The organism is Candidatus Pelagibacter sp. HIMB1505 (genome assembly GCF_052047915.1).
GTDB lineage: Bacteria > Pseudomonadota > Alphaproteobacteria > Pelagibacterales > Pelagibacteraceae > Pelagibacter > Pelagibacter communis_A.
Genome location: NZ_JBNAIR010000001.1, coordinates 1010815 through 1035808, shown reverse-complemented (window position 1 = coordinate 1035808; position 24994 = coordinate 1010815). Strand labels below are relative to the sequence as shown.

The following is a 24994-nucleotide window of genomic DNA, read 5'->3' as shown; positions in this document are numbered from 1 at the left end:
TGTTACACATAATCTTTTAGAAATACATTGTGAAAAACAAAATTTTAAAGCTTTTAGAAAAAAAAAATATTGAAAATAAAATATTTAATTATCCTTTACATGATGATGCTTTAAGTAAAGAGGATTTAGCAGAAGGATTTAAAGTTTTAGTGAGTAGACAACTCACTATGTCGAAAAAAACAAAAGAGTTTGAAGATTATTTTAGAAAAAAACTCAAGCTTAAATATTGTTTAATGGTAAATTCAGGATCCTCGGCCAATCTTTTGTCATTATTTGCACTAACTAATCCAAAGAAAAAAAATAGATTAAAAATTGGAGATGAATGTTTAGTGCCTTCTGTGTGTTGGTCTACATCATTATGGCCAGTCATTCAAGCAGGATTAAAACCTAAACTTATCGATGTAGATTTAAATTCTTTTTCACTAAGTTTAGAAATAATTAAAAAAAATTTTACAAAAAAAACTAAAGCAATAATTCTGATTAATGTTTTAGGAAATACATCAGATATTGATGAAATTAGAAGGTTTGCGACAAAAAAAAAAGTTTATTTAATTGAGGATAACTGTGAGTCCTTAGGATCAAAATATAGAAATAAATACTTAGGTTCTTTTGGTGACTTTAGTTCTTTTTCATTTTATTACTCACACCAAATTACGTCAGGTGAAGGTGGTATGGTTGCTTGTAAAAATAAATCTGATTATTTATTGCTTAAAACCTTAAGAGCTCATGGATGGGATAGAGATATATCAAAGCATAAACAAACTAAAAATTTTAATTTTATAAATTCAGGTTTCAATTTACGACCTTTAGAAATCTCAGCAGCTATTGGCTTAAGTCAATTTAAAAGATTAAAAAAAATGATGGCAGTTAGAGCTTTTAATAGAGATATGTTGATAAACTCTATTAAAAAATCTGTAAATTGGAATAATCAATTCAATTTTTTTTACCCTTTTAAAAACGTAAAGCCAAGTTGGTTTGGATTTCCAATTTTATTAAATCCAAAACTTATAAAAAAAAAAGAAAAGTTCATGAGTTTTTTGAATAAAAATAATGTAGAAACAAGACCAATTATAAGTGGAAATTTTGTTAATCAGCCAGCTATCAAACTTTATAATATAAACTTTAATAAAAAAAAACTTATTAACGCAAATCAAATTGATAAAAGAGGTTTTTTCATAGGTTTACCAACAATTAAGTTATCAAATAAAAAAATTAAAATTTTAACTGAATTATTATTAAGAATTTCTCATATCTAAAATGATAACTTGCGCGATAACAGGATCTAATGGAGTACTTGGTTTAAAATTAAAAAAAAAAATACCTATAAAGTTTTATGAATTTAGAGGAGATATCAGAAACAAAAATCAAGTTGATAAATGGATCCAGAAGAAAAATTTTGATATTTTTATACATTTAGCTGCATTAGTTCCTACAAATTTAGTAAATCAAAATTATAAAAAGGCTTACAATGTGAATGTTAATGGAACTTATAATATAATTAGATCTTTAATTAAAAAAAAAGAAAAACCCAAATGGTTTTTTTTTTCTTCTACTTCACATGTTTATAAGCCATTACACAAACTTAAAAAGATTGATGAAAAATCAAAACTAAAACCAATTAGCAAATATGGAAAAACAAAATTATTAGCAGAAAATCTTATTATTAATAAGTTGAGGAAATATTCGATTAAAGTATGTATAGGGAGAATCTTTAGTTTTACAGATAAAAATCAAAAAATTCCTTATGTAATACCTAGTATTAAAGAAAAACTTAAAAGTCCTGAGAAAAAAATAATTTTTGAAAATATGAACCATTACAGAGATTTCCTGAATACAAGTGACATTGTTTCAGCGATAAACAAATTAAGAATTAAAAGTAAAGAAGGAATTTACAACATAGGTAGTGGTAAAAAATTTTATCTAAAAAATATTGTAAAAATATTTAATACAAAAAAAAAAATTGTTATATTTAAGGATTATTCTAAAACTACTTATTTAGTTTCAAATAATAACAAGATCAAAAATTTAAATTGGAAACCGAAAAGATTTAATAATGATTTTAAATATTTTTATTAATGAAAGAAATTAATATTATAATTCCAACTTATAACGAAAAAGAAAATATTTTAAGTTTAATAAAAAGTATCAAAAAATTTATTCCTAAAGCTATGATTATTATCGTAGATGATACTCCAAAGAATGATATTGGTATTTTAATTAATAAAAATAAAATTACTAAAGTTCAATATTTTCATCGAAAAAATTCAAAAGGTAGAGGTTCAGCTGTTTTATATGGTTTAAAAAAAAGATTTAGAAATAATAAAAGTCAAATATTTTTAGAAATGGATGCAGATTTCTCTCATTCACCTAAAGAACTAATTAGAAATTTAAAATATTTTACAAAAAATAATTTAGATTTACTAATTTCAAGCAGATATTTAAAAGAAAGCAGAATTATAAATTGGCCTTTATCAAGAAGAGTTTTTTCAAAATTATCTAATATTTTAGCAAATTTAATTTTAAGAATTAATATAAGTGATTATACTAATGGATTTAGAATATACTCCAATAAGTCAATTAAAGTTATCTTAAAAAAATGTGGAAATATAGGTGATGGTTTTATAATTCTTTCTGAAATTCTTTTAGCAATACATATAAATAAACTTAAGATTGGAGAAATTCATTCAAAATTTGTTAATAGATTAAGAGGACAGAGTAATGTAAATATTAAGTTAATATTAAATTCTTTATATGGATTGTTTAAACTTTTTTTAATTAAAAAAAAATATTTAATAAAAAAATGAAATATAAAAATTTTATATTATTTATTTTAATACCTTCAGTTTTTTCATTATTATTAATTTATTATTCTCTTTACGATGATTTGTGGAGAAATTTTTGGGGCTTTTTCAAAATACCTTCTCAGTTGCCACCTTTTTCTGACTTAGACGCTATTGTTAGATCTCTTAGAAGTAAAAATGAAGGTTTAGATCCATATTTTAATAATCCTTATGATACAAAACAGGTACTTTATGTTTATACTTGGTTGTGGTTAGATATTTTTGAAATATTTGAACTTGATAATAAATTTAATTTTAAATTATTTAATTTTATACTTATCTATTTATATGTGTTTATTTATTTTAAATTAAACCAAACTATTAACTCAAAAATATATTCAATTTTTTTATTTTTGAGTTTTTTTTCAACCTCTAGTTTACTTTTATTAGAAAGACTGAATATAGACATAACAATTTTTATTTTAGTTTTTTTTCTTTCAATCTCAAAAAATTTATATCTCAAATTATCATTATTTTTTCTTTCAATATTTCTAAAATTATATCCAATCTTTACAGTTTTTGTTTTTTTAAAAAATAAAAAACTCTTTTATAAAATTATTATTACATCAATACTTTGTTTAATTATGATTAAAGATCAAATTTATTTAATTATGAAAAATTCTATTGAATATGCTTTGTTAATAGTACATGGAGTACCATCAATTATTAAAGGTTTATCTTATTATGCAATAAAGTTTAAATTCATAATTACAGAGAATAATTATGAATACTTTAAGTATTTGTCTATTTTCTTGGCTATTTTACTATTAGTTTCAATTTTTATTTATAATTTTAAATTTGGAAAAAAAAAAATACATTCCGATCTTACTTTTGAAGAAAGATTATTTTTATGTGGTGGTGGTATTTATATTGGTCGTATGCTATTTTTTTCAAATTGGGATTATGGATTAGTTTTTTTAATCTTCACAATTCCATACTTATTAAATGAAGCAAAAAAATACAAACATACAATTATTGTATTAATATTAATTTGTATGAACAGCATATATTTTGAGGGAGGAAATAGATATACATTATTATATGCAAGCAAGGCATTTATTATTCATTCAATTAAATGTTTTATCCTTTTATATATCACTTACTATTTCAGTAAAATTATTAATTCTCATTTTGAAATTAATAAAACTAAATTATTAAGATAAATGATCAAAGATATTAATAAGTTAGAAAATTACAGTATTTTTTTCATCTTGAGAGAAATATCAGCTAAAAAAAAGAAAAACTTGCAAACAGATTGGGCTTGTCGTTACATAAAAAGATGCAAGAAGCAAAGCAAATCTCTAATACCCTCGTGGTGAAATTGGTAGACACAAAGGACTTAAAAAGCCATGGGTACAAACCTAGAAATTAGCGAAAAACTTCAAAAGTACATAAATGACTTTAGTTTAAAGTTAAATCCAATACAGCAAGAAATATTAGATTATAACAATAAACTTGGTGATATTAAGAGAATGCAAGTTGCAATATCACAATGTCACTTTTTACATTTAATTATAAAAATTTCTGGTATTAAAGATGTACTTGAAATTGGCACTTTCACAGGCCTAAGTGCACTCTCAATTTCTCTTGCACTTCCCAACGATGGAAAACTTATCGCTTTGGATAAAAATCAAGAAACTAATAAAGTTGCTTTAGATTTTTTTAAAAAAGCCAAACAAGATCACAAAATAAAAACAATTATTAAGCCTGCACTTCAAAGTTTAAGTGAATTTAAAGATCAAAAGTTTGATATGATTTTTATTGATGCTGATAAAATGAATTACAAAAATTATTATGAAAAATCTTTAGAATTAATCAAAAAAGGTGGTTTGATTATTATTGATAATGTTTTATGGCACGGAGAAGTAGTAGATGAAAAAAATAATGACAAATTTACAATAAATATTAGAGAATTTAACAAATTTATACTTGAAGACAAAAGAGTAGAACAACTTATATTTCCTTTAGGTGATGGAATGACAGTTTGTAGAGTTTTATAATGTTTGAAGTATTTGGCTTTTATAAATTCATAGAAATTAATTCTTTAAAAAAGAATAAGGACATCTTACAAAAATTATTGATCCAAAATAATTTAAGAGGAACCATTATTATTGCAAAGGAAGGATTAAACGGAACAATATCTGGAAAATCAAAAAATATATTAATCTTAATTAACAAACTACAATCCTTATTTTCATTTAAAAAATTTGATAATAACAATAAATCAAAGTCTTCATTTCAACCCTTTCATAAGCCAAAAGTTAAAATCAAAAAAGAGATAGTTCCAATGAATTTAACTTTAAATCCTAAAGAAAGAAATTTAAATACTCATCTTGATCCAAGAGAATGGAATAAATTGATTAAAAAAAAAGACACACATATAATCGATACAAGAAAACCTTTTGAATACGAAGTTGGTACTTTTAAAAAATCAATTAATCCAAATATTAATAACTTCAGAGATTTTCCAAAATATCTAAAAAAATTAAAAAAAAATAAACCTATTGCAATGTTTTGTACAGGTGGGATTAGATGCGAAAAAACATCAGTATTTTTAAAAAAGAAAGGTTTTAAGAACATATATCAATTAAATGGGGGTATTTTAAATTATCTACAAAAAATTAAAAAAGAAGAAAGTTTATGGAAAGGTGAGTGTTTTGTTTTTGATAATCGAATAAGTCTTAAACATGGTTTAAAAAGTGGAACTTTTAAAATGTGTAGTGGATGCAGAAAGCCAATCTCTCCAAAAGATAGAAAATCTAAAAAATATGAAGAAGGTGTTTCATGTCCAAGTTGTTATGATAATTTAACAACTGAACAAAAATCTCGTTTTAGAATGAGACAAAGTCAGATATATAAAGCTAAAAAATCTGGCCAAAAACACATTTTTCAAAAAGAATATAAATAAAAGGTAATTTTGTCTAAATCAATTAATCTAACTAAAGATCCAATTTGGTCCTTGTTAAGAAAAGTAACTATTCCAGCAAGTGTTGGATCACTATTTCAAACTTTTTACAATCTAGTTGATACTTGGTTTGCTGGTAAAATTTCAGCAGAAGCAATAGGTGCTATAGCTAAATCATTTCCGATATATTTTACAATTATTGCTGTTGGTGTTGGTGTAGGTGCTGGAACAAATGCTTTAATTGGAAATTCTTTAGGTGAAAAGAAAAATAAAGTTGCTTCTATGTATATTGCACAATCATTAATTTTTGCTTTATTTATATCTATTTTGGTAACACTATTCGGTTTGAATGCGTCTAACTTTTTATTAGGAGTAATGGGATCTGATGAGGCTGGGATTTTTTTAACTAGAGAGTATCTAGACATAATTTTTTATGGAACATTTATTGTGCTTATACAAATTTCACTTAATGGAACTTTGAATGCTCAGGGCGATACAAAAAGTTATAGAAATGTTTTAATTTTTAGTTTTTTTCTAAATATATTTTTAAATCCACTTTTTATTTGGGGATATGGAATAATACCAGCATTTGGAATTGCTGGGCTTGCTATTGCAACTGTTATTTCACAATTAATTGGAACAATTTATTTAGCTTATAAAGTTAATAATTGTAGAATAAAAAAATATTTAAAAATTCAATGCTTTATTCCTAAATACAGCTATTTGATCTCATTAATTAAACAATCAGTCCCTATAATGTTCAGTATGTTATTTATTGGAGTTGGAATATTTAATATCTTATATTTTATTGGTCAATTTGGTGATTTAGCTACTGCGGGTTATGGCGCTGCATTAAGAATTGAACAAGTTTTTCTATTACCCGTTATTGGATTAAATACAGCAGTTTTATCTATCGGTGGTCAAAATTTTGGAGCAAAAGCTTTTAATAGAATTAGAGAACTTTATTTTAAAGCATTAATTTTTGGATCTTCATTTATGGCTTTAGCAGGTGTGATTATTTTCTTTGGTGCTGAATTTTTTGTATCTTTGTTTACCGACAATTCTGAAGCAATAAAACATGGAATTATTTATCTAAAAGTTGCTGCATTAATAGGACCAATTTATCCAGCTTTTTTTATTACAACGGCAGTTTTTCAAGCAGTTAAAAAACCTTTATATAGTCTTTATATAAGCATCTTGAGATTAACCGCATTTCCTTTTTTATGTTTATGGTATGTAATTAATATCAGAGGTGGAGACTATGAAGATATATTTTACACAATTATGGTTACAAATTGGATAATGGGAATTGCTGTTTTGCTATTTATTGGTTATTTCTTAAATAATGTATTTAATCAGAAAAAACCTCTTTTTAGTTTCTAGCCTAGCTTTAATCTTTTTATTTTTATTAGAAATTAGTAATGCTAAATCCTCTGATATTAAGATAGTAGATGGTGACACAATCCATATTAATGGTGAAAAAATTAGATTTAGCGGCATAGATACGCCTGAATTAAAACAAACTTGTCTTTCTAATAAAGAAATATTCTTTTGTGGATTAGAAGCTAAAAATCTATTAGTTAAAATTATTGATAACCGTGATGTCAATTGCATTTCTGAAGGAAAAGATCGATACAAAAGAACATTAGCGGAATGTTTTGTGGGTGATTTAAGTTTATCAAGATATTTAGTTAGAGAAGGCTATGCTTTTGCTTACAGAAAATATTCAAATAAATTTGTTAAAGATGAAGAATTTGCAAAAAATAATAATAAAGGTATGTGGTCAATGTCATTTGAATATCCTTGGGAATATAGAAAAAAAAATTAGTCGTTTTTCAATTTTTTTTCTAATTTTCTTACAAAATAAGAAACTATCAAAATTAAAACTAAATATTCTAAAATCAAAAATGTATATATTTCTAATGGTCTATATGTAGTAACGACTAACTCATTAGCTTTTCTTGTTAAATCACCTATACCAATTATTGACACAAGCGAGGACATTTTTAATACATATACAAATTGATTTCCAATTGCTGGTAAGATGTTTTTAATTGCCTGAGGTAAAATAACTAATCTTAATTTTCTTAAAAAACCTAAACCTAAAGAGCTACCAGCTTCCCATTGAGCCTTTTTAATAGAATTTATTCCTGCTCTAAATATTTCTGCTTGAAAAGCACTTTCGCTAATAGATAGAGCTATAATACCAGATACAAATGGACTGAAGCTAATACCTGTCATAATAGGTAATCCATAATAAATCCACAGGATCAAGACTAACAATGGTATTGCTCTAACAATTTCCACATAACCAACATTAATGTAAGTTAAATACTTGTTCTTTGCTAAAGATGGTACAGCAACAATAAATCCTAAAATCATTGAAATTATTATTGAGACAACAGAAATGAAAATTGTTGTTGTCAATCCACTTAATAGAAATTTAAGATTAGTTAAACCCTCAACATTATTTGGAGATAAAATTAACCAATTAAGTTCATTTTTACCACATGATGTTAATGGAAATAATAGAAGTAAAAAAAGTATTTTTTTCACTTACTAATCTATAAATGATTAAAATTAATTGTTAATTAATTATAAGCTTTTCAAATTGTATTTAGCTAATAACTTAGTGAAAAAACCTGATGATTTTTTCTTTTTTATCCATTGATTAACATAATTATTCCATTTTTCATCACCTTTAGGAACCATCATCGCTAAAAAAGCAGGATTTTTTTCTCCATCAGGAACTATAGCTAGCTGTGGATATTTGATTACTAATTTGTTTGCCTCAGTAGAACTTGTAATATTACCATCTGCTCTACCAGCCAAAACCTCTTGAAAATCTCTCGCTGGTGCTTCAACAGAATTTAATTTTGATTTAGGAAAAAACTCTTTAGCTTTTTCTTCTTGTGAAGTCCCCAATGTAGTTGCAATTGTTACATTAGAATTATTAAGTGAATCCCATGTTGAAAATTTTTTTAAATTCTTTTTAAGAACCAATGGCACAGTACCGTACTTATAATAGGTGTCAGTAAATCCTGCTACTTCAGCTCTTTTTGGGGTTTTGGTTACACTTGTAGAAATATCATATCTTTCTGATGTAATACCGGAGACAATAGTTTTCCATTCTGCAGGAACAAATTCTACTTTTACACCCATGTCATTGGCTAGTTCATTCATTACATCAATATCAAAACCTTTATATTTATTTGTTGCTGGATCTTTTACTGTCATAGGATCCCAGTCTCCTGTTGTCCCAACTTTTAAGACACCTGTTGATAAAATTTTATCTAAATTCGATTCTGCGTTTAGAGAAAAGGGTAAAAGTGCTAAAAGCACAACATATAATAGTTTTTTCATATATTATCCCTAACTTATTTGAATTTGTATTATTACCTATAATCTTGACGCACTATCGCTCATCCATGAAAATAAATGTCTAGAAAAAGATCTTCTGACAAAAAGATTTGCATCGTTTTGATCTTTATTTTGAATAATTACATCTATTTTAGCTAATAATGTTTGTGTTGCTGCACCTTTTTTATTTCTAAATTCATTAAAGTTAAATGGAGATCCTGTTTGAAAGAGATCAAATATCTTATTTCCAGATAAACTTATCATTACAAATTGGTCAGTGACATCAATGACAGCTCCTAATTTTGTTTTACTGATATTTTGAATTAATTTTTCCTCTATCTGATTAAAATCTTTGTCATCAATGGTATTAGAAAAAATTAACCATTCATCTGGGCTAAGCCAAACAACAGTTATTTCACCATTAGATGAAGAGGTATTAGCTTCTGTTGGAAGCAATATATTAATTACTTTTCCAACTGCAGATATAAATTCTCTACTCTTACCTCTTAATATTAATTTTCTGATCGGAGAAATTTCTTTTAATTCAATATTTGAAAATTTTTTTTGATCGTTTATTGCAGGTTGTAAATTAAGCATTTAATCTTTTATTCTCCTTATCTAAAAAAACTGGATCTGACACTGTCACATTAATGTTTTTGTTTTCCATCGGTATAATTAGTTTTTGACCCAACATTTTTTTTCCACCTCTAACCACTCCAAGTGCAATTGATTTATTTAGGTTTGGACTGAAATAACTTGAAGTAACATGGCCTAACATTTCTATAGGTTTTTTGTTTGTATCAGCAACAATTTGTGCACCTTCTTCAAGTACTTCATTTGGATCATCAGTCAGTAGTCCAACTAATTGTTTTCTATCTTCTCTTATAGTGTCAGATCTATATAATGATCTTTTACCAATAAAGTCATATTTTTTCTTGCTAACAATCCAATCCATTTGAAGGTCTATAGGTGTAAGTGTTGCATCCGTATCTTGACCAACAATTATAAATCCCTTTTCAGCTCTAAGTAGGTGCATAGTTTCAGTTCCATATGGTGTAATATTAAATTCCTTACCTGCCTCCATACATTTTTCCCACAGAGATTTTCCATACCTTGCTGGAATGTTAATTTCATAGCTATGCTCACCGGTAAAACTTATTCTCATAATTCGACATTTCACATTATCAATTTCAGCATTTTTAAAAGACATATGCGGAAAGTTTTCATCAGATAAGTCCATATTTGGAATTATTTTTTGCAGTATTTTTTTACTATTAGGACCACATATACTTGCTGTTGCATAATGGTCAGTAACCGAAGTTAAATGAACATCTAGTTCTGGCCATTCAGTTTGTAAGTAGTCTTCCAATTTTCCAAGAACATTTGCTGCGCCCCCAGTTGTTGTAGTCATAATATAATGATTTTCATCTAGTCTAGTCGTAACTCCATCATCATAAACCATTCCATCTTCATTCAACATTAAACCATATCTGCATTTTCCTATCGCAAGTTTAGACCATGCGTTAGTATAAACACGATTTAAAAACTCTGAGGCATCTGTTCCTTGAATATCAATTTTTCCTAAAGTCGATGCATCTAAAATTCCTGCACTTTCTCTTGCAGCCTTACTTTCTCTTTGAACTGCTTGATGCATGTTTTCATTATCTTTTGGATAATACCAAGCTCTTTTCCACTGACCAACATTTTCAAATGCTGCATTATTTTGTACATGCCAATCATGCATAGGGGTTTTCCTAAAAATATCAAAAAATTCACCCACATTTCTTCCAACAATTGTACCAAAAGTAAGAGGGGTATATGGTGGCCTAAAAGTTGTTGTTCCAAGCTCTCCCATTTTGACCCCAGCAGTGTCTGCAATGATTCCGAGAGCATGCATGTTACCAAGTTTTCCTTGGTCTGTTCCCATTCCAGTTGTTGTATATCTCTTTACATGTTCTATTGATCTAAATCCTTCTCTAAGAGCTAATTTTATATCTTTAGCTGTTGCATCATTTTGATAGTCAACAAAAGGTTTAGTTTTTCCAATAACTTTGTCAGATGGTAGTAACCAAATATTTCTTTTTGTTAAATCTTCATTACTTTTAATTTTTAAGTTATCAAATTCTGTTGAACTGATTGCAAAAAACTCTTTTAGTTGATTAGGTATATTTTTAATGATTGAGTTCAAACTAAAATCACCATTGCACGAGCCTATACTGATTTGTTTTGATGGATAAGTTTTTGGAATAAAAACTTGATCTTCTTCTCTAAAAGAAAGTTTTCCACCAGATTGGGTAAATAAATGTACAGCTGGTGTCCATCCACCAGACATTCCTAAGCAATCACAAGAGATTTCAATTTTATTTCCCACAACATTTTGTCCATCTTTTGAAAGTTGCATTATTGAGATTTTATTAATTCTTCTATATCCGGATGTATCGACTAAAGTATAACCTTTGAATATTTTAATTTGATTTTCCTCGACTTTTTTAACAAGTTCAGAATTTGGATTTTCTCTAATGTCTATAATAGCTTCTAATTTGATACCTTTATCAATAAAGGAGAGAGCCGTTTCATAAGCGCTATCATTATTAGTAAATAGAATATTTTTTTCACCACATGCAACACCAAATAAATCTGCATATCTTTTTAAAGCTGAAGCTAATAAAATTCCTGGTCTATCATTATTGTTAAAGATCAATGGTCTTTCGAGAGCTCCAGTTGATGTAACAACTTTTTTTGCTCTTATTTTTAATAACTTTTGTCTTATTTTATCTTTTCTCTCATGAATTGGCAGATGATCTGTAAGATTTTCTCTCGCCAATAAATAATTATATCCATGATAGGCAGCAACACTTGTTCTTGTTTTAATTTCTAGGTTTTCTAATTTTTCTAAATCATTTATTTGGTTTGATAACCATTTTGACGGTGTTTCATTGTCTAAAAAGACCTCATTATCCTCTTTGTAAATAGTAGATCCACCTAAAATCGGTTTTTCTTCAATCAATAAAGTTTTCAATCCATTTTTAGCAGCCGTTTTTGCTGCCATGATACCTGAAATTCCAGATCCAATTACAAGCACATCGCAATGAACATATTGATGTTCATAAATATCTGGATCAGGCTGAGTAGGGGACTTCCCTAGTCCAGCAGATTTTCTTATGAAATATTCGTATTTTTCCCAGAAGCTAGCTGGCCACATGAACGTTTTGTAGTAAAATCCAGCAGGTAACAGAGGCGATAATAAATTATTAATTCCTCCAATATCAAAATTTACACTTGGCCAACAATTTTGACTTGAAGCTTCTAAACCTTCATATATCTCAACCTCTGTAGCTCTCACATTTGGTTCAGTTAATGCTGTACCATCATTAATTTGAACAATTGCATTTGGCTCCTCTGAACCAGCGGTCATTATTCCTCTCGGTCTATGGTATTTGAAACTTCTTCCAACTAGATGGACATTGTTGGCTAATAATGCGGAGGCTAGAGTATCTCCTTTGAAACCATAATAAGTTTTATTATTAAATTTAAATGAGATACGAGACGTTTGATCAATAAATCTACTAGTTTTTATTCTTAGATTTTTTGACATATTAAACTGAAGGAGGTTTTTCACCCATTTTATAAACTGCTTTTATTTCATCGTTAGATGTATCACGAACCATGTTAAACCACTTTCTACAACCATGAGCATGGTTCCATCTTTCGTATTGAACTCCTTTTATGTTTTTTCTCATAAAAAGATATTCAGCCCATTCATCGTCACTAAGTTCGGTAGGTTGTTTGGGTCTTTCTATATGTGCTTCACCACCAGCTTTGAATTCACTTTGCTCTCTTTCACCGCAATAGGGACAGTTAATTACAAACATTTAGTGAGCTACAGCTGCAGCACCATGCTCATCCACAAGGTCACCACTTACAAATCTATTTAAATTAAAAGCAGCATTTAGTTTGTGAGGCTCATCATTTGCAATAGTGTATGCAAATAAATCTCCAGATCCAGGGGTCGCTTTAAATCCTCCTGTTCCCCAACCACAATTGAAATACAAACCTTTAATCATCGTTTTACTTATGATTGGACTTGCATCAGGACAGATATCAACGATACCACCCCATTGTCTTAACATTCTCATCCTACTAAAAATTGGATAAAGTTCTAATATTGCATTTAACGTCCCTTCAACAATATCATGGCTGCCTTTTTGTGAATATGAAACATAATCATCTGTTCCAGCTCCAATTACTAATTCACCTTTATCTGATTGACTTACATAAGCATGCACCGCATTAGACATAACTACTGTATTAATAATAGGTTTTACAGGTTCTGATACAAGAGCTTGTAGTGGTTTACTTTCTAACGGAAGTTTAATACCAGCCATATTTGCAATCACACTTGAGTGTCCAGCTGCTACAACACCAATCTTTTTTGTTTTTATAAATCCTTTTGTAGTTTCCAATCCTTCAACTGCATCACCATTTCTTTTAATTCCTTTAACTTCACAATTTTGGATTATATCGACACCCATTTCATCTGCGCCTCTAGCATAACCCCAGGCAACAGCATCATGTCTCGCTGTACCAGCTCTTCTTTGTAATGTTCCACCTAAAACAGGGTATCGTATATCTGGTGAAGTATTTATTATTGGACAAAATTTTTTAACCTCTTCGGTTGAAAGATACACAGCATCAATACCATTTAATCTATTTGCATGTGTTCTTCTTTTTAAATCTCTAACATCTTGAAGATTGTGAGCTAAATTCATTACACCTCTTTGACTAAACATTACATTGTAATTTAACTCTTGAGATAAGCCTTCCCAAATTTTTAACGCATGATCATAAAGGCCTGCACTCGCATCCCATAAATAATTTGATCTAATAATAGTGGTGTTCCTTCCAGTATTTCCTCCACCAATCCAACCTTTTTCAACTACAGCAATATTTTTCATATCATGTTTCTTAGCTAAGTAATAAGCTGTAGCTAAACCATGACCTCCACCACCAACTATAACAGCATCATATTCTTTTTTAGGTGTTGGATCTTTCCATGCTTTCTCCCAGTTCTCATGATAAGAAAATGCATTTTTAATTAGAGAGAATATTGAATATTTTTTTTTCATAGAATTTTGAATAATTACTTTATTAATATTCAATATTCAATACAATCAAATGTATCAAAATAAGGAAGAGTGGGTGAGAGGCTGAAACCAGTCGTTTGCTAAATGACCGTGCGAGGAAACTTGTACCGAGGGTTCGAATCCCTCCTCTTCCGCCATTTTAGAATAACGGATCGTCCTTGAAAAAATCTATCATTTTAATTGGTTTTTGCTCAAGAATATATCGATAGACATTATAATTTTCTAATACTCTTTGAACGTAATTTCTTGTCTCTCTAAATTTAATTAATTCAATCCAATCAACATAATCAATTTGTTTTTTCTGTGGATCTTTATTAATTTTTTTCCAATACTTAACTCTATTAGGTCCAGCATTATAAGCTGCAACTGCAAACGGATAAGCACCATCATAATTTAATATTAGACCAGCGATGTAATGTGATCCTAAATTAATATTATACTCAGGATCAGTAGTTAATCTGGATTTTACATAAGGAAGCTTTGCTTGTTTTGCAACTAATTTTGCTGTGTAGGGCATTAACTGCATTAAACCTTTGGCTCCAGCATGACTATTTGCACTTAAATCAAATTCACTTTCCTGTCTAATAATTGATAATATAAATGCACTTTCAGGAATTTTTCTTCCATTGATAAATTTTGGTGTACTTATGATAGGATAGTTATATTTATTATGAAATCTTCTTTCATAAGAAGCAATTTTTGCAATTTGTATTGCAAAATCAAATCTTCCTATATTGGTGGAAAGTTCAGACGCTAAAACTTCACTTCCATTTTCTATATTTTCGTTTGCTAAATGTCTTAGGATAAATTTTGTGTATTTATCTTCATTAAGTTCATCTAAAAGATAAACTACTTTTACCAACTCCTTTGAGTAAAATTTTTCTCTATATTTATTGTCGACTTCCATATCTTTTGGAAGTTCAAAAGTTTTATTAGGATTTAATTCCATAAAAGCAAGTTGACCATAGTATGTTGTTAGATATTTAGATGCTTCGTTAAACCATTTATCTGAATTTTCTTTATCACCAAGTGCTTTATAAGATCGTGCCAACCAGTAAGCACCTCTTGATGTGCTGATTGGATAGCTCACATTATTATAAAAATTTTGAAAATGATCTTTAGATAATAAAGGGTCCTCTAAAAAACTTAACGCAATCCAGCCACTCATCCATTCTGCAGCAGCATATTCTGGCCCCTCGGTTAAAGCGTGGTTGCTAGATATTTTATAGGCTAATTCATATTTCTTTTTATAAATTAATGCTCTTGAAATTATTTCTCTCTCTCTCCACCATTTTTCAGGGCGCACTAAATAATCTTTTGTGTTTTTAACTTTTAATAATATTTCAGCTGAACTATCTACTCGACCTCTTTTACGTCTCCATTTCAAACGATCAAAATTTAAACCTGCATCATTTTTAAATCGCACAGGAACATTTTTAATAGCTTGATCCACACCATAAGATTTACTCATTAATAATTGTCTGGCATTATACAAAAGTTCATAGTCTTTAGGTAAATAACGCAATATTCTTTTTAAATCCCAGTATTTATTTTCCCAAGCAAGATAATCTGCTCTTTTTATATAATCATCTGCATTAAGATATTTTTTAAATTTTTTTCTGAAAAACCTCAAATCAGCTTTGCTTAATTCAGCAGTTATCCAGCCATCTTTAATTAATTTTTTTCCAATGTTTACTTGGCCAGATAGAATATAGCTTTCACCTAAGATCATTTTACCATAACCACTTAAGGGCTCTTCACCCCCAAACCAATCTATAATTTTACCTGGTGTAATTTTTTCATTAGACAACTTATGTTCTGCTAAATATTTAATCCTACCAATTCTTGGATAATCAGGGTTTGAATTTATAAAATTTAGATATTCATAAAATGATGCTTTATTTCCTTTAGTTAAAAGGTGTCTCCATTGAATAAAATTATATATTGATTTATCCTTAGCTTTTTTTGCTACCCCTAATGCATTACTCCAATTGGATTTTTTCATTTCTGCGACCGCTTTTTTTGCAAATGAAAAATCCTTTTTAGTATAAAATTTAGACCTATCAATCCTAGGTTTAGTATTTTTACCAGCTATTAATGGTTTCTTTTTAGGTAATAAATATTTTGGTTTTAAAGATTTTTTATCTTTTGTTATTTTTTCAACAACTTTAGGTTTTTCTTTAAAATTTGGTTTTGGAAGAGGTTTTAAAATATTCAGTATTATTTTTTTCTGAATTTCATCATCTGTCAGTATTGGTTTCTTAATTGGTATAATTTTACTATTCTGAGAAAATGCAAAGTTGTTAGTAATCAATAAAAATATAACTGCTGTAAGAATGGTTGTTAGTTTTCTTGGCATAATCTTTAGTATGTGAATCAATAATTTATGTTATAAGTATTTATGTTTAAAGGATCAAATGTAGCGTTAATAACACCATTTAAAGACGACAATCTTGATGTTGATAGTTATATCAAATTAATTCATTTTCATCTTAATAATGGGACTAGTGGACTTGTGCCAGCAGGCACTACAGGTGAGTCTCCAACACTTAGTCATAAAGAGCATCAGCAAGTTATTGATCTATGTATAAAAGAAAGTAAGGGTAAAATACCAGTAATTGCTGGAACAGGCTCAAATTCTACTGAGGAAGCAATATCGTTAACATCTCATGCTGAAAAAGCAGGTGCCAGTGCAGCGTTAATCGTGACCCCATATTACAATAAACCCACTCAGGAAGGACTGTATCAACATTATAAAGCCATTAATGACAAATGTGGATTGCCAATTATTATTTACAATATACCTGGAAGATCTGTAATTGATATGTCCGTAGAAACTATGGCTAGACTTTTTGAATTAAAAAACATTGTTGGAGTTAAAGATGCAACAGGGGATCTAGATAGAGTAGATCAACAATTAAAAGCAATGGGAAATGAATTTATACAATTAACAGGAAATGATGATAATGCTTTAGAGTTTAATCGAAGAGGTGGGGTTGGAGCAATTAGTGTAACTGCCAATATAGCTCCTAAGCTTTGTTCTGATTTTCAGTCTTTATCTTTACTGACTGATGATCAATCAAAAAAGGAAGCTGAAAATTTAGATAAAGTTTTACAACCATTGCACTATTCTATGTTTGTTGAGAGTAATCCAAGTCCAGTAAAATATGCAGCTAAAATTTTAGGTTTGTGTGATGATGCTGTTAGATTACCACTTGTAAAAGTGACAGACGAAACAAAAAATATAGTAAGTAAAGCACTAGAGACAGCTAAACTAGTCTAATGAAAAAAAAAACCAGTCCTGGTTTGAAGATTATTTGTTTAAATAGAAAAGCAAGCTTTAATTATTTTTTTGAGGATCTTATAGAAGCAGGAATTGTTTTAAAAGGTTCAGAAATTAAATCAGTAAGAGAAGGTAAAGTTAATATTGCTGAATCCTATGCTGTTGAAAAAAATGGAGAGATTGTTTTAATCAATTCTCATATTGCTCAATATAAACAGGCAAGTATGACAAATCATAATCCAATGGATGAAAGAAAATTATTACTCAATAAAAGAGAAATAAATAAACTTATTGGTAAAATGCAGAGAGATGGATTTACAATTGTTCCAACTAAAATGTATTTTAAAAAAGGAAAAGCAAAAATTGAAATCGCGGTAGCCAAAGGTAAAAAGCAATACGATAAGAGAGCAGCTAAAAAGAATAGAGATTGGAATCGTGACAAAGCTAGATACATAAGAAAATCAAGTTAATGATATATATTGGCTTAGGTTCTAACTTAGGAAATAGAATTCAAAATATTGAAAATGCAAAATATCTACTTAAATCTCATGGTATTGATATTCTAAAATCATCAAGTTACTATGAGACATTATCATGGCCGGATACTTCTAATCCAAAATTCATAAATATAATAATTGAATCAAGTACAAATTTCTCTGCAGATAGATTAATCAAAATTTTCAAATTAATAGAAAAAAAACTTGGTCGAAAAAAAGGTCCAAGGAATTCACCCCGTACTTGTGATATTGATCTAATTTCTTATAGAGACAAAATTTTTTTAGATAAAATCATAATTCCTCACAAAAGAATGTCGAAAAGAAATTTTGTATTAATACCTCTTTTTGAAATAGCTCCAGATTGGATACATCCAATAACAAAAAAAAGTGTTAAAGATTTAATTTTTTCTTTACCAATTAAAGATATTACAACTATTAAACAAATGTGATTTAATGTTATATTAAATTATATGCTTAATTCTGACGACCTCATAAATAAAGTTAAGATTTATAATAAGTTTGTTAATTTAGAACGCTTAAATAAAGCTTATAATTTTGCGGTAAAGGCTCATAGTAATCAAAAAAGAGCTTCAGGCGATCCTTATTCTGTGCATCCAATTGAGGTAGCAAATATTCTCACCGACTTAAAATTAGACTCAGCCACTATTGCTACAGGCTTACTACATGACACTATTGAGGATACGTTTGCAACTTACGAAACAATCAAAGGTGAATTTGGAGAGGAAGTTGCTGAATTAGTTGAGGGGGTTACAAAGATTTCAGTTTTCGAAAATACTGCTGCAGCTAATTCTAAAGCTGAAAATTTCAGAAAATTAATTTTAGCCACATCAAAAGATATTAGGGTTTTATTGGTTAAGCTTGCAGATAGATTACACAACATGAGGACAATCAAATCAATTTCTCGAGAAGATAAAAGAAAGAGAATTGCACAAGAAACTATGGAAATTTATGCTCCCCTTGCTGATAGAATGGGAATGCACAGAATAAGAGATGAACTTGAAGATTTATCATTTGAAATATTAAATAATGATGCAAGAAAACTTATTCAAAATAGATTAACTGAAATTAAACAAGACAAAGAAGATCTTTTTGAGGCTCTTTCAAAAGAAATCCAAAATTTATTATCAGAAAATAATATTAAATCCTTAATTTATGGTAGACAAAAAACACCATTTTCAATTTGGAGAAAAGTTCAAAAAAAAAGAGTTTCACTTGAACAAATTACTGACATTATTGGATTCAGAATAATTTTAGAAAATATAGACGAGTGTTATCATTGTTTAGGAGTTTTGCATAAAAAATGGAATTGCATACCAGGAAAATTTAAAGATTACATCTCTTCACCAAAAATTAATGGATACAAATCACTTCACACATCTGTAATTGGGTCATTTAAAAAACCAATTGAAATTCAAATTCGAACAAATGATATGCATGACTTTGCTGAAAGAGGAATAGCATCACATTGGAACTATAAATCTTCTGAGAAATTTAATTCTCTTCAATGGAAAGAATATGATTGGTTAAAAGACTTAGTTGAGATTATTGAAAGAAATGAAAATCCTGAGCACTCTTATGAATATACAAAATTACAAATGTTTCAGGAAAACGTATTTTGTTTTACACCTAAAGGCTCAGTGATAAAATTACCTAAAAACGCTACTCCAATTGATTTTGCTTATGCAGTTCATACTAAAATTGGAAATACTGCTATTGGCTGTGAGATAAATGGTAATAAAAGTGAAATGCAAAGTATTCTTAGAAATGGAGATACAGTAAATATAATCACCTCAAAAAATCAATCTCCCTCACTTCACTGGATACCTGTTACTAAAACAGGTAAGGCAAGAGCTGCAATAAGAAGATATTGGCATGATAAAGGAGAAGAGAAAGAAGAAAAGCTTAAAAAATACAATACCACATTATGGATATCATTACCTGACAAACCAGGACAATTGGGAAGTATAAGTTCATTGATAGGTGACCACAAATTGAATATTTCAAATTTAGTTATGGCTGGTAAAAATCCAAATTATATAAATTTTAAATTCCAGTTAATCATTAGAGATTTAAAAAATTTCACTAATTTTATTGCGGAGTTAAAGCAAAAAGGTATAAAATTTAAGATAATTAGACACGAAGATAAAAGAAATGCTTTCACTCAAAAAATCCTTAAGTATTTTAAAAAAGACTGATGCTCTTTTAGAGGGTCATTTTGTTTTATCTTCTGGTCTTCATTCGCCAAAATACATCCAATGTGCAAAATTATTAAGTTTTCCAAATAAAGCTAGTTTGATTTGTAAATCTCTTGCAAATAAAATTAAAAAAAATTTCAAAAAAATTGATTTAATCTTAGCACCAGCAATGGGAGGTGTAGTTATTGGATATGAAATTGGCAAACTATTAAAAAAAGAAACAATATTCTGTGAACGGGTTAATGGTAAATTTAAACTTAGAAGAGGTTTTGCTATTAAAAAAAATTCAAAAGTTCTAATAATTGAAGATGTAATTACAACAGGTAAATCAAGTTTAGAATGTGTAAAGTTAATAAATAAATCAAAAGCAAAATTAGTTGGATTTGCATCCATAATAGATAGATCAACAAAAAAAACTTTAAAAATAAAACAAAAAATCATTTCACATTTAAAAATTGATGTTCCTACATATAAATCAAATCAATTACCAAAAGAATTAGCTTCAATTCCAATTACAAAACCAGGAAGTAGATTTATAAAGTGAAAAGGTTGGGAGTTAATATTGATCATATTGCAACACTAAGAAATGCGAGAGGTGAATTTCATCCAGATCCATTTTTTGCTGCTAAATATGTAAATAAACAAGGAGCAGACTCTATCACAATTCATTTGAGAGAAGATCGTCGTCATATTAGAGATTTAGATGCAAAAAAAATCTGTTCTATAAAAAATTTATTAGTGAATTTAGAAATTTCTATAAAAGATGAAATAGTTAATAATGCTTTAAGAATTAAACCTAATTATATTTGTATTGTTCCGGAAAACAGAAAGGAAATAACTACTGAAGGTGGTTTAAACATATCAAAAAATAAATATAAGATTAAAAAAATTATAGATTTATTTAAAAAAAATAATATCAGAACCAGTCTTTTTATTAATCCAACTTCAAAAGATATACTTCTATCCAAAGAATTAGGAGCTGAGTGTATAGAAATTCATACAGGTCGATTTGCTAACTTGGTAAAATCAAAAAAAAAATTTAAAAATGAATTATCACGTATAAAATCTTCTTGTAAATTAGCAGATAATATAGGACTTGAAGTACATGCTGGTCATGGTCTGGATTATAAATCTACAGAAATTTTATCAAAAATTAATGAAATAAAAGAATTCAACATAGGTCATTTTATTATTGGTGAATCAATTTTTTATGGGATTAAAAATGTCATAAAAAAATTCAAAAAAATTATTAAATAATGAAAACAATTGGTATTGGTGTTGATATAGTCGATAACAAGAGGTTTGCAAATTTAGTAAAAGATAAGAAATTCATTAATCGAACATTTAGTAAAAAGGAAATTTCAAATTCAAAAAATATTTCTAATAAAATAAATTTTTATTCAAAGAGATTTGCCGCAAAAGAATCTTTTGCAAAAGCTTTAGGAACTGGCTTCAGAAATGGCTTAAATTTTAAAGATGTGGAAGTACTTAATAATGATCTTGGGAAACCATATTATTTAGAAAATATTAAAATTAAGAGATTTATTAAAAAGGTAAAAAAAATTGATAATTTTGAATTGTTTCTTTCAATTTCTGATGAAAAAGATTACTCAGTTGCTTTTACAATTATTCAAAAAGTTTAATGATTTCTAAAGCTGTAATAATAGATAATTTAAAAACTCTTTTTTATGCGTTAATTATTGCGGTAATTATAAGATCTTTATTATTACAACCCTTTTATATTCCGTCATCCTCGATGGAGCCTACGCTATTAGTTGGTGATAGACTTTTTGTTACAAAATACTCATATGGATATAGCAAGCATTCATTTCCTTTCAGTCCCCCAATTCTAAATAAAAGAATAATGTTTTCTGAACCTAAAAGAGGGGACGTCGTTGTATTTAAAACTCCAGCTGATAACAGAACTGATTACATAAAAAGATTAATTGGTTTGCCTGGTGATACAATTCAATTCATAGATACAAATCTTTATATTAATAATAGTGAAATATTAAAATCTCGTACATCAATTTCTGATAAAATTTTTTGTGGCAATAGAACAATAGATGTTTTTACTTTTGAGGAAAAATTACCAAATAATAAGACACATAAAACTGTATATCTAAAAAATTTTCCATTCAATAATTCTGATCCATTTATTGTTCCTAAAGATCATTATTTTTTCCTAGGAGACAATAGAGATTGTTCTAAAGATAGTAGATTTTTATCAAGTGTCGGATATGTTCATAAAGATAATCTTGTTGGCAAAGCTCAATTTATTTTTTTTTCTTCTGACAAATCAATCGGTAGTTTTTTTGCATTTTGGAAGTGGCATAAATCTATTAGATTTAATAGATTTTTTAAGAAAATTATTTAATGAAAATAGATTATTTCAATTTAGAAAAAAAAATTAACTACAAATTTAAAGATAAAAAACTTCTAGTAAAATCATTAACACACAAAAGTTATGATAAAATCAATAATAACGAAAAAATTGAATTTTTAGGTGATAGAGTTTTAGGACTTATAATAGCAAAAAAACTTTTAGAAATTTATCCTGATGAAAAGGAAGGTATTTTAGATAAGAAATTTGCATCTTTGGTTAACAAAAAAACATGTCTTCAAATAGCTAATAATATTTCTTTAGAAAAATATATTCTAACATTTAATCCTAAAAATAAAAAAATTAAAGTTGAAGATAAAGTTATTGCTGATTGTTGTGAAGCATTAATTGGTGCTATATATTTAGATAAAGGCTTTACGGCTGTAGAAAATTTTATCTTAACTTTTTGGAGTAAAAACATTAAAGAGAGCGTTATTACGCAGATAGATGCAAAAACTAAATTACAAGAATATTCTCTTAAGAAATTTAAAAAACTACCTACATATAAGATAATTTCTAATACTGGACCAAGACACAAACCAATTTTTAAAGTAGCAGTTAAACTTCCAAATACAAAATTCTATATTGGTCAAGGTACATCAAAAAAAGATGCTGAGCAAAATGCAGCAATTATTTGTTTGGAAAATAATCAGTAATTTATGAACTGGGATGATACTGGATTTTTGTTGTCAAAAAACAGGTATAATGAAAATTCCATAATAACAGAAATATTTACAAAAGAACGAGGGAAAGTTTCTGGTATAATTTTTGGTGGAACATCAAAAAAAATAAAGAATTATCTCCAAGTTGGAAATTTACTTTATACAAATTATAACTCTAAATCAGTCAATAGAATTGGTTATTTTAAAATTGAAATTTCTAAAGCCTTTACTCCTATTTATTTTGATGATCCAAAAAAATTAAATTGCATTTCATCATCTATGAATTTGATAAAAATCTTAACAGCAGACTCTCAAAGAAATGAGGACATATATAAATCAATAAATGATTTATATAAAATTTTAGAAGAGCCAGATTGGTTAAAAAGATATATTTTTTGGGAGCTTAAACTTTTAAGTATTCTTGGTTTCAATTTAGATCTTAAACAAATGGTTAATAAAGAAATTTTAGATAATAAAACGGTGTATTTTGCTAAATCATCAACTGAAAGAAAATTAGTTCCAAATTTTTTGATAGACAAAGATGAAAACCAAGAAAATATAAATGATCTTTTAAATGGACTTAAATTAGTTGGAGATTTTTTGGATAAAACAATTCTTAAACCAAATAATATTAATCACCCTTTGACTAGAGAACAGTTTATAAATTCTTTAAAATAATTAAATTAAAATTTTGTCTAATCTATCTGCGAAATAAGTTACTATCGCATTGGCACCAGCTCTTTTAAATGCAATAAGGCTCTCATAAATAGCATTCTTATCAATAATGTTTTTGTTTATAGCATTAGACAGTAAACTATATTCACCTGAGACTTGATAGGCAAATACTGGTATTTTAAATTTGTCTTTAATAGATTTTATAATATCTAGATAGGGCATACCAGGTTTAACCATTACCATATCGGCACCTTCTTTTATATCTAGAGAGATTTCTCTTAAAGCTTCATCAGTATTTCTAAAATCCATTTGATAAGTTTTTTTATCTCCCTTTAGTGAACCTTTAGAACCCACTGCATCTCGGAAAGGACCATAATAACTCGAAGCATATTTTGCTGCATAGGATAAAATATTAATATTTTTCAATCCTTCTTTATCTAGAGCAGAACGAATTCTTTTAATTCTTCCATCCATCATGTCTGATGGTGCAAGTACATCGCAACCCATCTTTGCTTGTAGCAAAGATTGATTAATTAAAACTTCAATAGTTTCATCATTAATTATCTCATTTGATTTTATTAAACCGTCATGTCCATGTGATGTATAAGGATCAAGTGCAACATCACACATGATGCCAATTTCATTTTTGTATTTTTTCTTAATTTGTAAAATAGCTCTACAAACTAAATTATTCTCATTAAGAGCCTCAGTTCCAAGTTCATTTTTTTTGATTTTTTTTGTTTTTGGGAACAGAGCCACCATTGGAACTTTATTTTTTATCGCTTTATCTATTATTTGAGAAATTCTATCTATTGAATATCTGTAAACATCAGGCATTGATGGTATTGCTTCTTTTTTATTTTTTCCATCAATCAAGAAAATTGGCAAAATAAAATCATTTGAACTTAAGGTGTTTTCTTGAACAAGTCTTCTTGTCCAGTCATATTTTCGATTTCTTCTTAGTCTAAGAGATGGATATTTACCTGTGATCATAATATTAATTTATAAAATGCGACAAATGTATTATAT

Annotated in this window: 26 protein-coding genes and 1 tRNA gene; 19 read left to right on the top strand and 8 right to left on the bottom strand. The window is 27.8% G+C overall.

Going from position 1 to position 24994, the window contains the following annotated elements:
• Positions 1–29 precede the first annotated feature (29 nt).
• The 8 genes from ACTTAU_RS05475 to ACTTAU_RS05440 all read left to right on the top strand — a co-directional run bounded on the left by ACTTAU_RS05475 (position 30) and on the right by ACTTAU_RS05440 (position 7573).
• Entirely contained in the window at positions 30–1256 is a 1227-nt protein-coding gene (locus ACTTAU_RS05475) for a DegT/DnrJ/EryC1/StrS family aminotransferase (RefSeq protein WP_438304867.1), read from the top strand.
• A 1-nt stretch (position 1257) separates the two neighbouring features.
• Entirely contained in the window at positions 1258–2076 is an 819-nt protein-coding gene (locus ACTTAU_RS05470) for an NAD-dependent epimerase/dehydratase family protein (RefSeq protein WP_438304869.1), read from the top strand.
• Complete coding sequence (locus ACTTAU_RS05465) at positions 2076–2804, top strand: glycosyltransferase (protein ID WP_438304870.1); 729 nt, start codon at positions 2076–2078, stop codon at positions 2802–2804. The genes ACTTAU_RS05470 and ACTTAU_RS05465 overlap by 1 nt, the downstream gene beginning before the upstream one ends.
• Entirely contained in the window at positions 2801–4003 is a 1203-nt protein-coding gene (locus tag ACTTAU_RS05460) for a hypothetical protein (protein ID WP_438304872.1), read from the top strand. Before ACTTAU_RS05465 ends, ACTTAU_RS05460 begins: the two co-directional genes overlap by 4 nt.
• 186 nt (positions 4004–4189) lie before the next feature.
• Positions 4190–4840, top strand: coding sequence for an O-methyltransferase (locus ACTTAU_RS05455; protein ID WP_438304873.1), 651 nt, complete (start codon positions 4190–4192; stop codon positions 4838–4840).
• Complete coding sequence (gene trhO, locus ACTTAU_RS05450; RefSeq protein WP_438304875.1) at positions 4840–5748, top strand: oxygen-dependent tRNA uridine(34) hydroxylase TrhO; 909 nt, start codon at positions 4840–4842, stop codon at positions 5746–5748. The genes ACTTAU_RS05455 and trhO overlap by 1 nt, the downstream gene beginning before the upstream one ends.
• Before the next feature lie 9 nt (positions 5749–5757).
• A complete protein-coding gene (locus tag ACTTAU_RS05445) occupies positions 5758–7128 on the top strand; it encodes an MATE family efflux transporter (RefSeq protein ID WP_438304876.1) in 1371 nt (456 codons plus the stop codon).
• Positions 7091–7573: a thermonuclease family protein gene (locus ACTTAU_RS05440; RefSeq protein ID WP_438304878.1), complete on the top strand. Its 483-nt coding sequence runs from the start codon at positions 7091–7093 to the stop codon at positions 7571–7573. The genes ACTTAU_RS05445 and ACTTAU_RS05440 overlap by 38 nt, the downstream gene beginning before the upstream one ends.
• Here ACTTAU_RS05440 and ACTTAU_RS05435 read toward each other — a convergent pair.
• Genes ACTTAU_RS05435 through ACTTAU_RS05410 form a run of 6 tightly spaced genes read right to left on the bottom strand, consistent with a single transcriptional unit; the run spans position 7570 to position 14231 of the window.
• A complete protein-coding gene (locus tag ACTTAU_RS05435; protein WP_085114338.1) occupies positions 7570–8301 on the bottom strand; it encodes an amino acid ABC transporter permease in 732 nt (243 codons plus the stop codon). The genes ACTTAU_RS05440 and ACTTAU_RS05435 overlap by 4 nt on opposite strands.
• A 39-nt stretch (positions 8302–8340) precedes the next feature.
• Positions 8341–9108 (bottom strand): transporter substrate-binding domain-containing protein, encoded by a 768-nt coding sequence (locus ACTTAU_RS05430; protein ID WP_438304880.1) that lies wholly within the window; start codon positions 9106–9108, stop codon positions 8341–8343.
• Between the two features lie 36 nt (positions 9109–9144).
• Entirely contained in the window at positions 9145–9702 is a 558-nt protein-coding gene (locus tag ACTTAU_RS05425) for a sarcosine oxidase subunit gamma (protein WP_438304883.1), read from the bottom strand.
• A complete protein-coding gene (locus ACTTAU_RS05420) occupies positions 9695–12700 on the bottom strand; it encodes a sarcosine oxidase subunit alpha family protein (RefSeq protein WP_438304885.1) in 3006 nt (1001 codons plus the stop codon). Before ACTTAU_RS05420 ends, ACTTAU_RS05425 begins: the two co-directional genes overlap by 8 nt.
• Position 12701: 1 nt before the next feature.
• The gene (locus ACTTAU_RS05415) at positions 12702–12977 is read right to left on the bottom strand and encodes a sarcosine oxidase subunit delta (RefSeq protein ID WP_438304886.1); all 276 of its coding nucleotides are present in this window, start codon (positions 12975–12977) and stop codon (positions 12702–12704) included.
• Positions 12978–14231, bottom strand: coding sequence for a sarcosine oxidase subunit beta family protein (locus ACTTAU_RS05410; RefSeq protein WP_438304887.1), 1254 nt, complete (start codon positions 14229–14231; stop codon positions 12978–12980).
• 63 nt (positions 14232–14294) lie between these two features.
• Here ACTTAU_RS05410 and ACTTAU_RS05405 point away from each other — a divergent pair.
• Positions 14295–14386 (top strand) — tRNA-Ser (locus tag ACTTAU_RS05405).
• A gap of 2 nt (positions 14387–14388) precedes the next feature.
• Here ACTTAU_RS05405 and ACTTAU_RS05400 read toward each other — a convergent pair.
• Positions 14389–16608, bottom strand: a complete 2220-nt coding sequence (locus tag ACTTAU_RS05400) for a lytic transglycosylase domain-containing protein (RefSeq protein ID WP_438304888.1) — start codon at positions 16606–16608, stop codon at positions 14389–14391.
• A gap of 42 nt (positions 16609–16650) precedes the next feature.
• Between ACTTAU_RS05400 and dapA the strand changes: the two genes are divergently transcribed.
• From dapA to recO, 10 genes are read left to right on the top strand one after another with little or no spacing between them, the layout of a single operon-like run.
• Entirely contained in the window at positions 16651–17532 is an 882-nt protein-coding gene (gene dapA / locus ACTTAU_RS05395) for a 4-hydroxy-tetrahydrodipicolinate synthase (protein WP_438304890.1), read from the top strand.
• On the top strand, positions 17532–18002 hold the full coding sequence (gene smpB / locus ACTTAU_RS05390) for an SsrA-binding protein SmpB (protein WP_085114330.1): 471 nt from the start codon (positions 17532–17534) through the stop codon (positions 18000–18002). Before dapA ends, smpB begins: the two co-directional genes overlap by 1 nt.
• A complete protein-coding gene (gene folK, locus ACTTAU_RS05385; protein ID WP_438304892.1) occupies positions 18002–18478 on the top strand; it encodes a 2-amino-4-hydroxy-6-hydroxymethyldihydropteridine diphosphokinase in 477 nt (158 codons plus the stop codon). Before smpB ends, folK begins: the two co-directional genes overlap by 1 nt.
• A 21-nt stretch (positions 18479–18499) precedes the next feature.
• On the top strand, positions 18500–20245 hold the full coding sequence (locus ACTTAU_RS05380; protein WP_438304894.1) for a bifunctional (p)ppGpp synthetase/guanosine-3',5'-bis(diphosphate) 3'-pyrophosphohydrolase: 1746 nt from the start codon (positions 18500–18502) through the stop codon (positions 20243–20245).
• The gene (pyrE, locus tag ACTTAU_RS05375; RefSeq protein WP_438304895.1) at positions 20202–20789 is read left to right on the top strand and encodes an orotate phosphoribosyltransferase; all 588 of its coding nucleotides are present in this window, start codon (positions 20202–20204) and stop codon (positions 20787–20789) included. The genes ACTTAU_RS05380 and pyrE overlap by 44 nt, the downstream gene beginning before the upstream one ends.
• Positions 20786–21502 (top strand): pyridoxine 5'-phosphate synthase, encoded by a 717-nt coding sequence (locus tag ACTTAU_RS05370; RefSeq protein WP_438304897.1) that lies wholly within the window; start codon positions 20786–20788, stop codon positions 21500–21502. The genes pyrE and ACTTAU_RS05370 overlap by 4 nt, the downstream gene beginning before the upstream one ends.
• A complete protein-coding gene (gene acpS / locus ACTTAU_RS05365) occupies positions 21502–21888 on the top strand; it encodes a holo-ACP synthase (RefSeq protein WP_438304898.1) in 387 nt (128 codons plus the stop codon). The genes ACTTAU_RS05370 and acpS overlap by 1 nt, the downstream gene beginning before the upstream one ends.
• Positions 21888–22622: a signal peptidase I gene (gene lepB, locus ACTTAU_RS05360; RefSeq protein WP_438304900.1), complete on the top strand. Its 735-nt coding sequence runs from the start codon at positions 21888–21890 to the stop codon at positions 22620–22622. The genes acpS and lepB overlap by 1 nt, the downstream gene beginning before the upstream one ends.
• Positions 22622–23284 (top strand): ribonuclease III, encoded by a 663-nt coding sequence (rnc, locus tag ACTTAU_RS05355; protein ID WP_438304901.1) that lies wholly within the window; start codon positions 22622–22624, stop codon positions 23282–23284. The genes lepB and rnc overlap by 1 nt, the downstream gene beginning before the upstream one ends.
• Positions 23285–23287: 3 nt before the next feature.
• Positions 23288–23968, top strand: a complete 681-nt coding sequence (recO, locus tag ACTTAU_RS05350) for a DNA repair protein RecO (protein ID WP_438304902.1) — start codon at positions 23288–23290, stop codon at positions 23966–23968.
• Here recO and hemB read toward each other — a convergent pair whose 3' ends face one another.
• Positions 23969–24958, bottom strand: a complete 990-nt coding sequence (gene hemB, locus ACTTAU_RS05345) for a porphobilinogen synthase (protein ID WP_438304904.1) — start codon at positions 24956–24958, stop codon at positions 23969–23971.
• Positions 24959–24994: the final 36 nt, after the last annotated feature.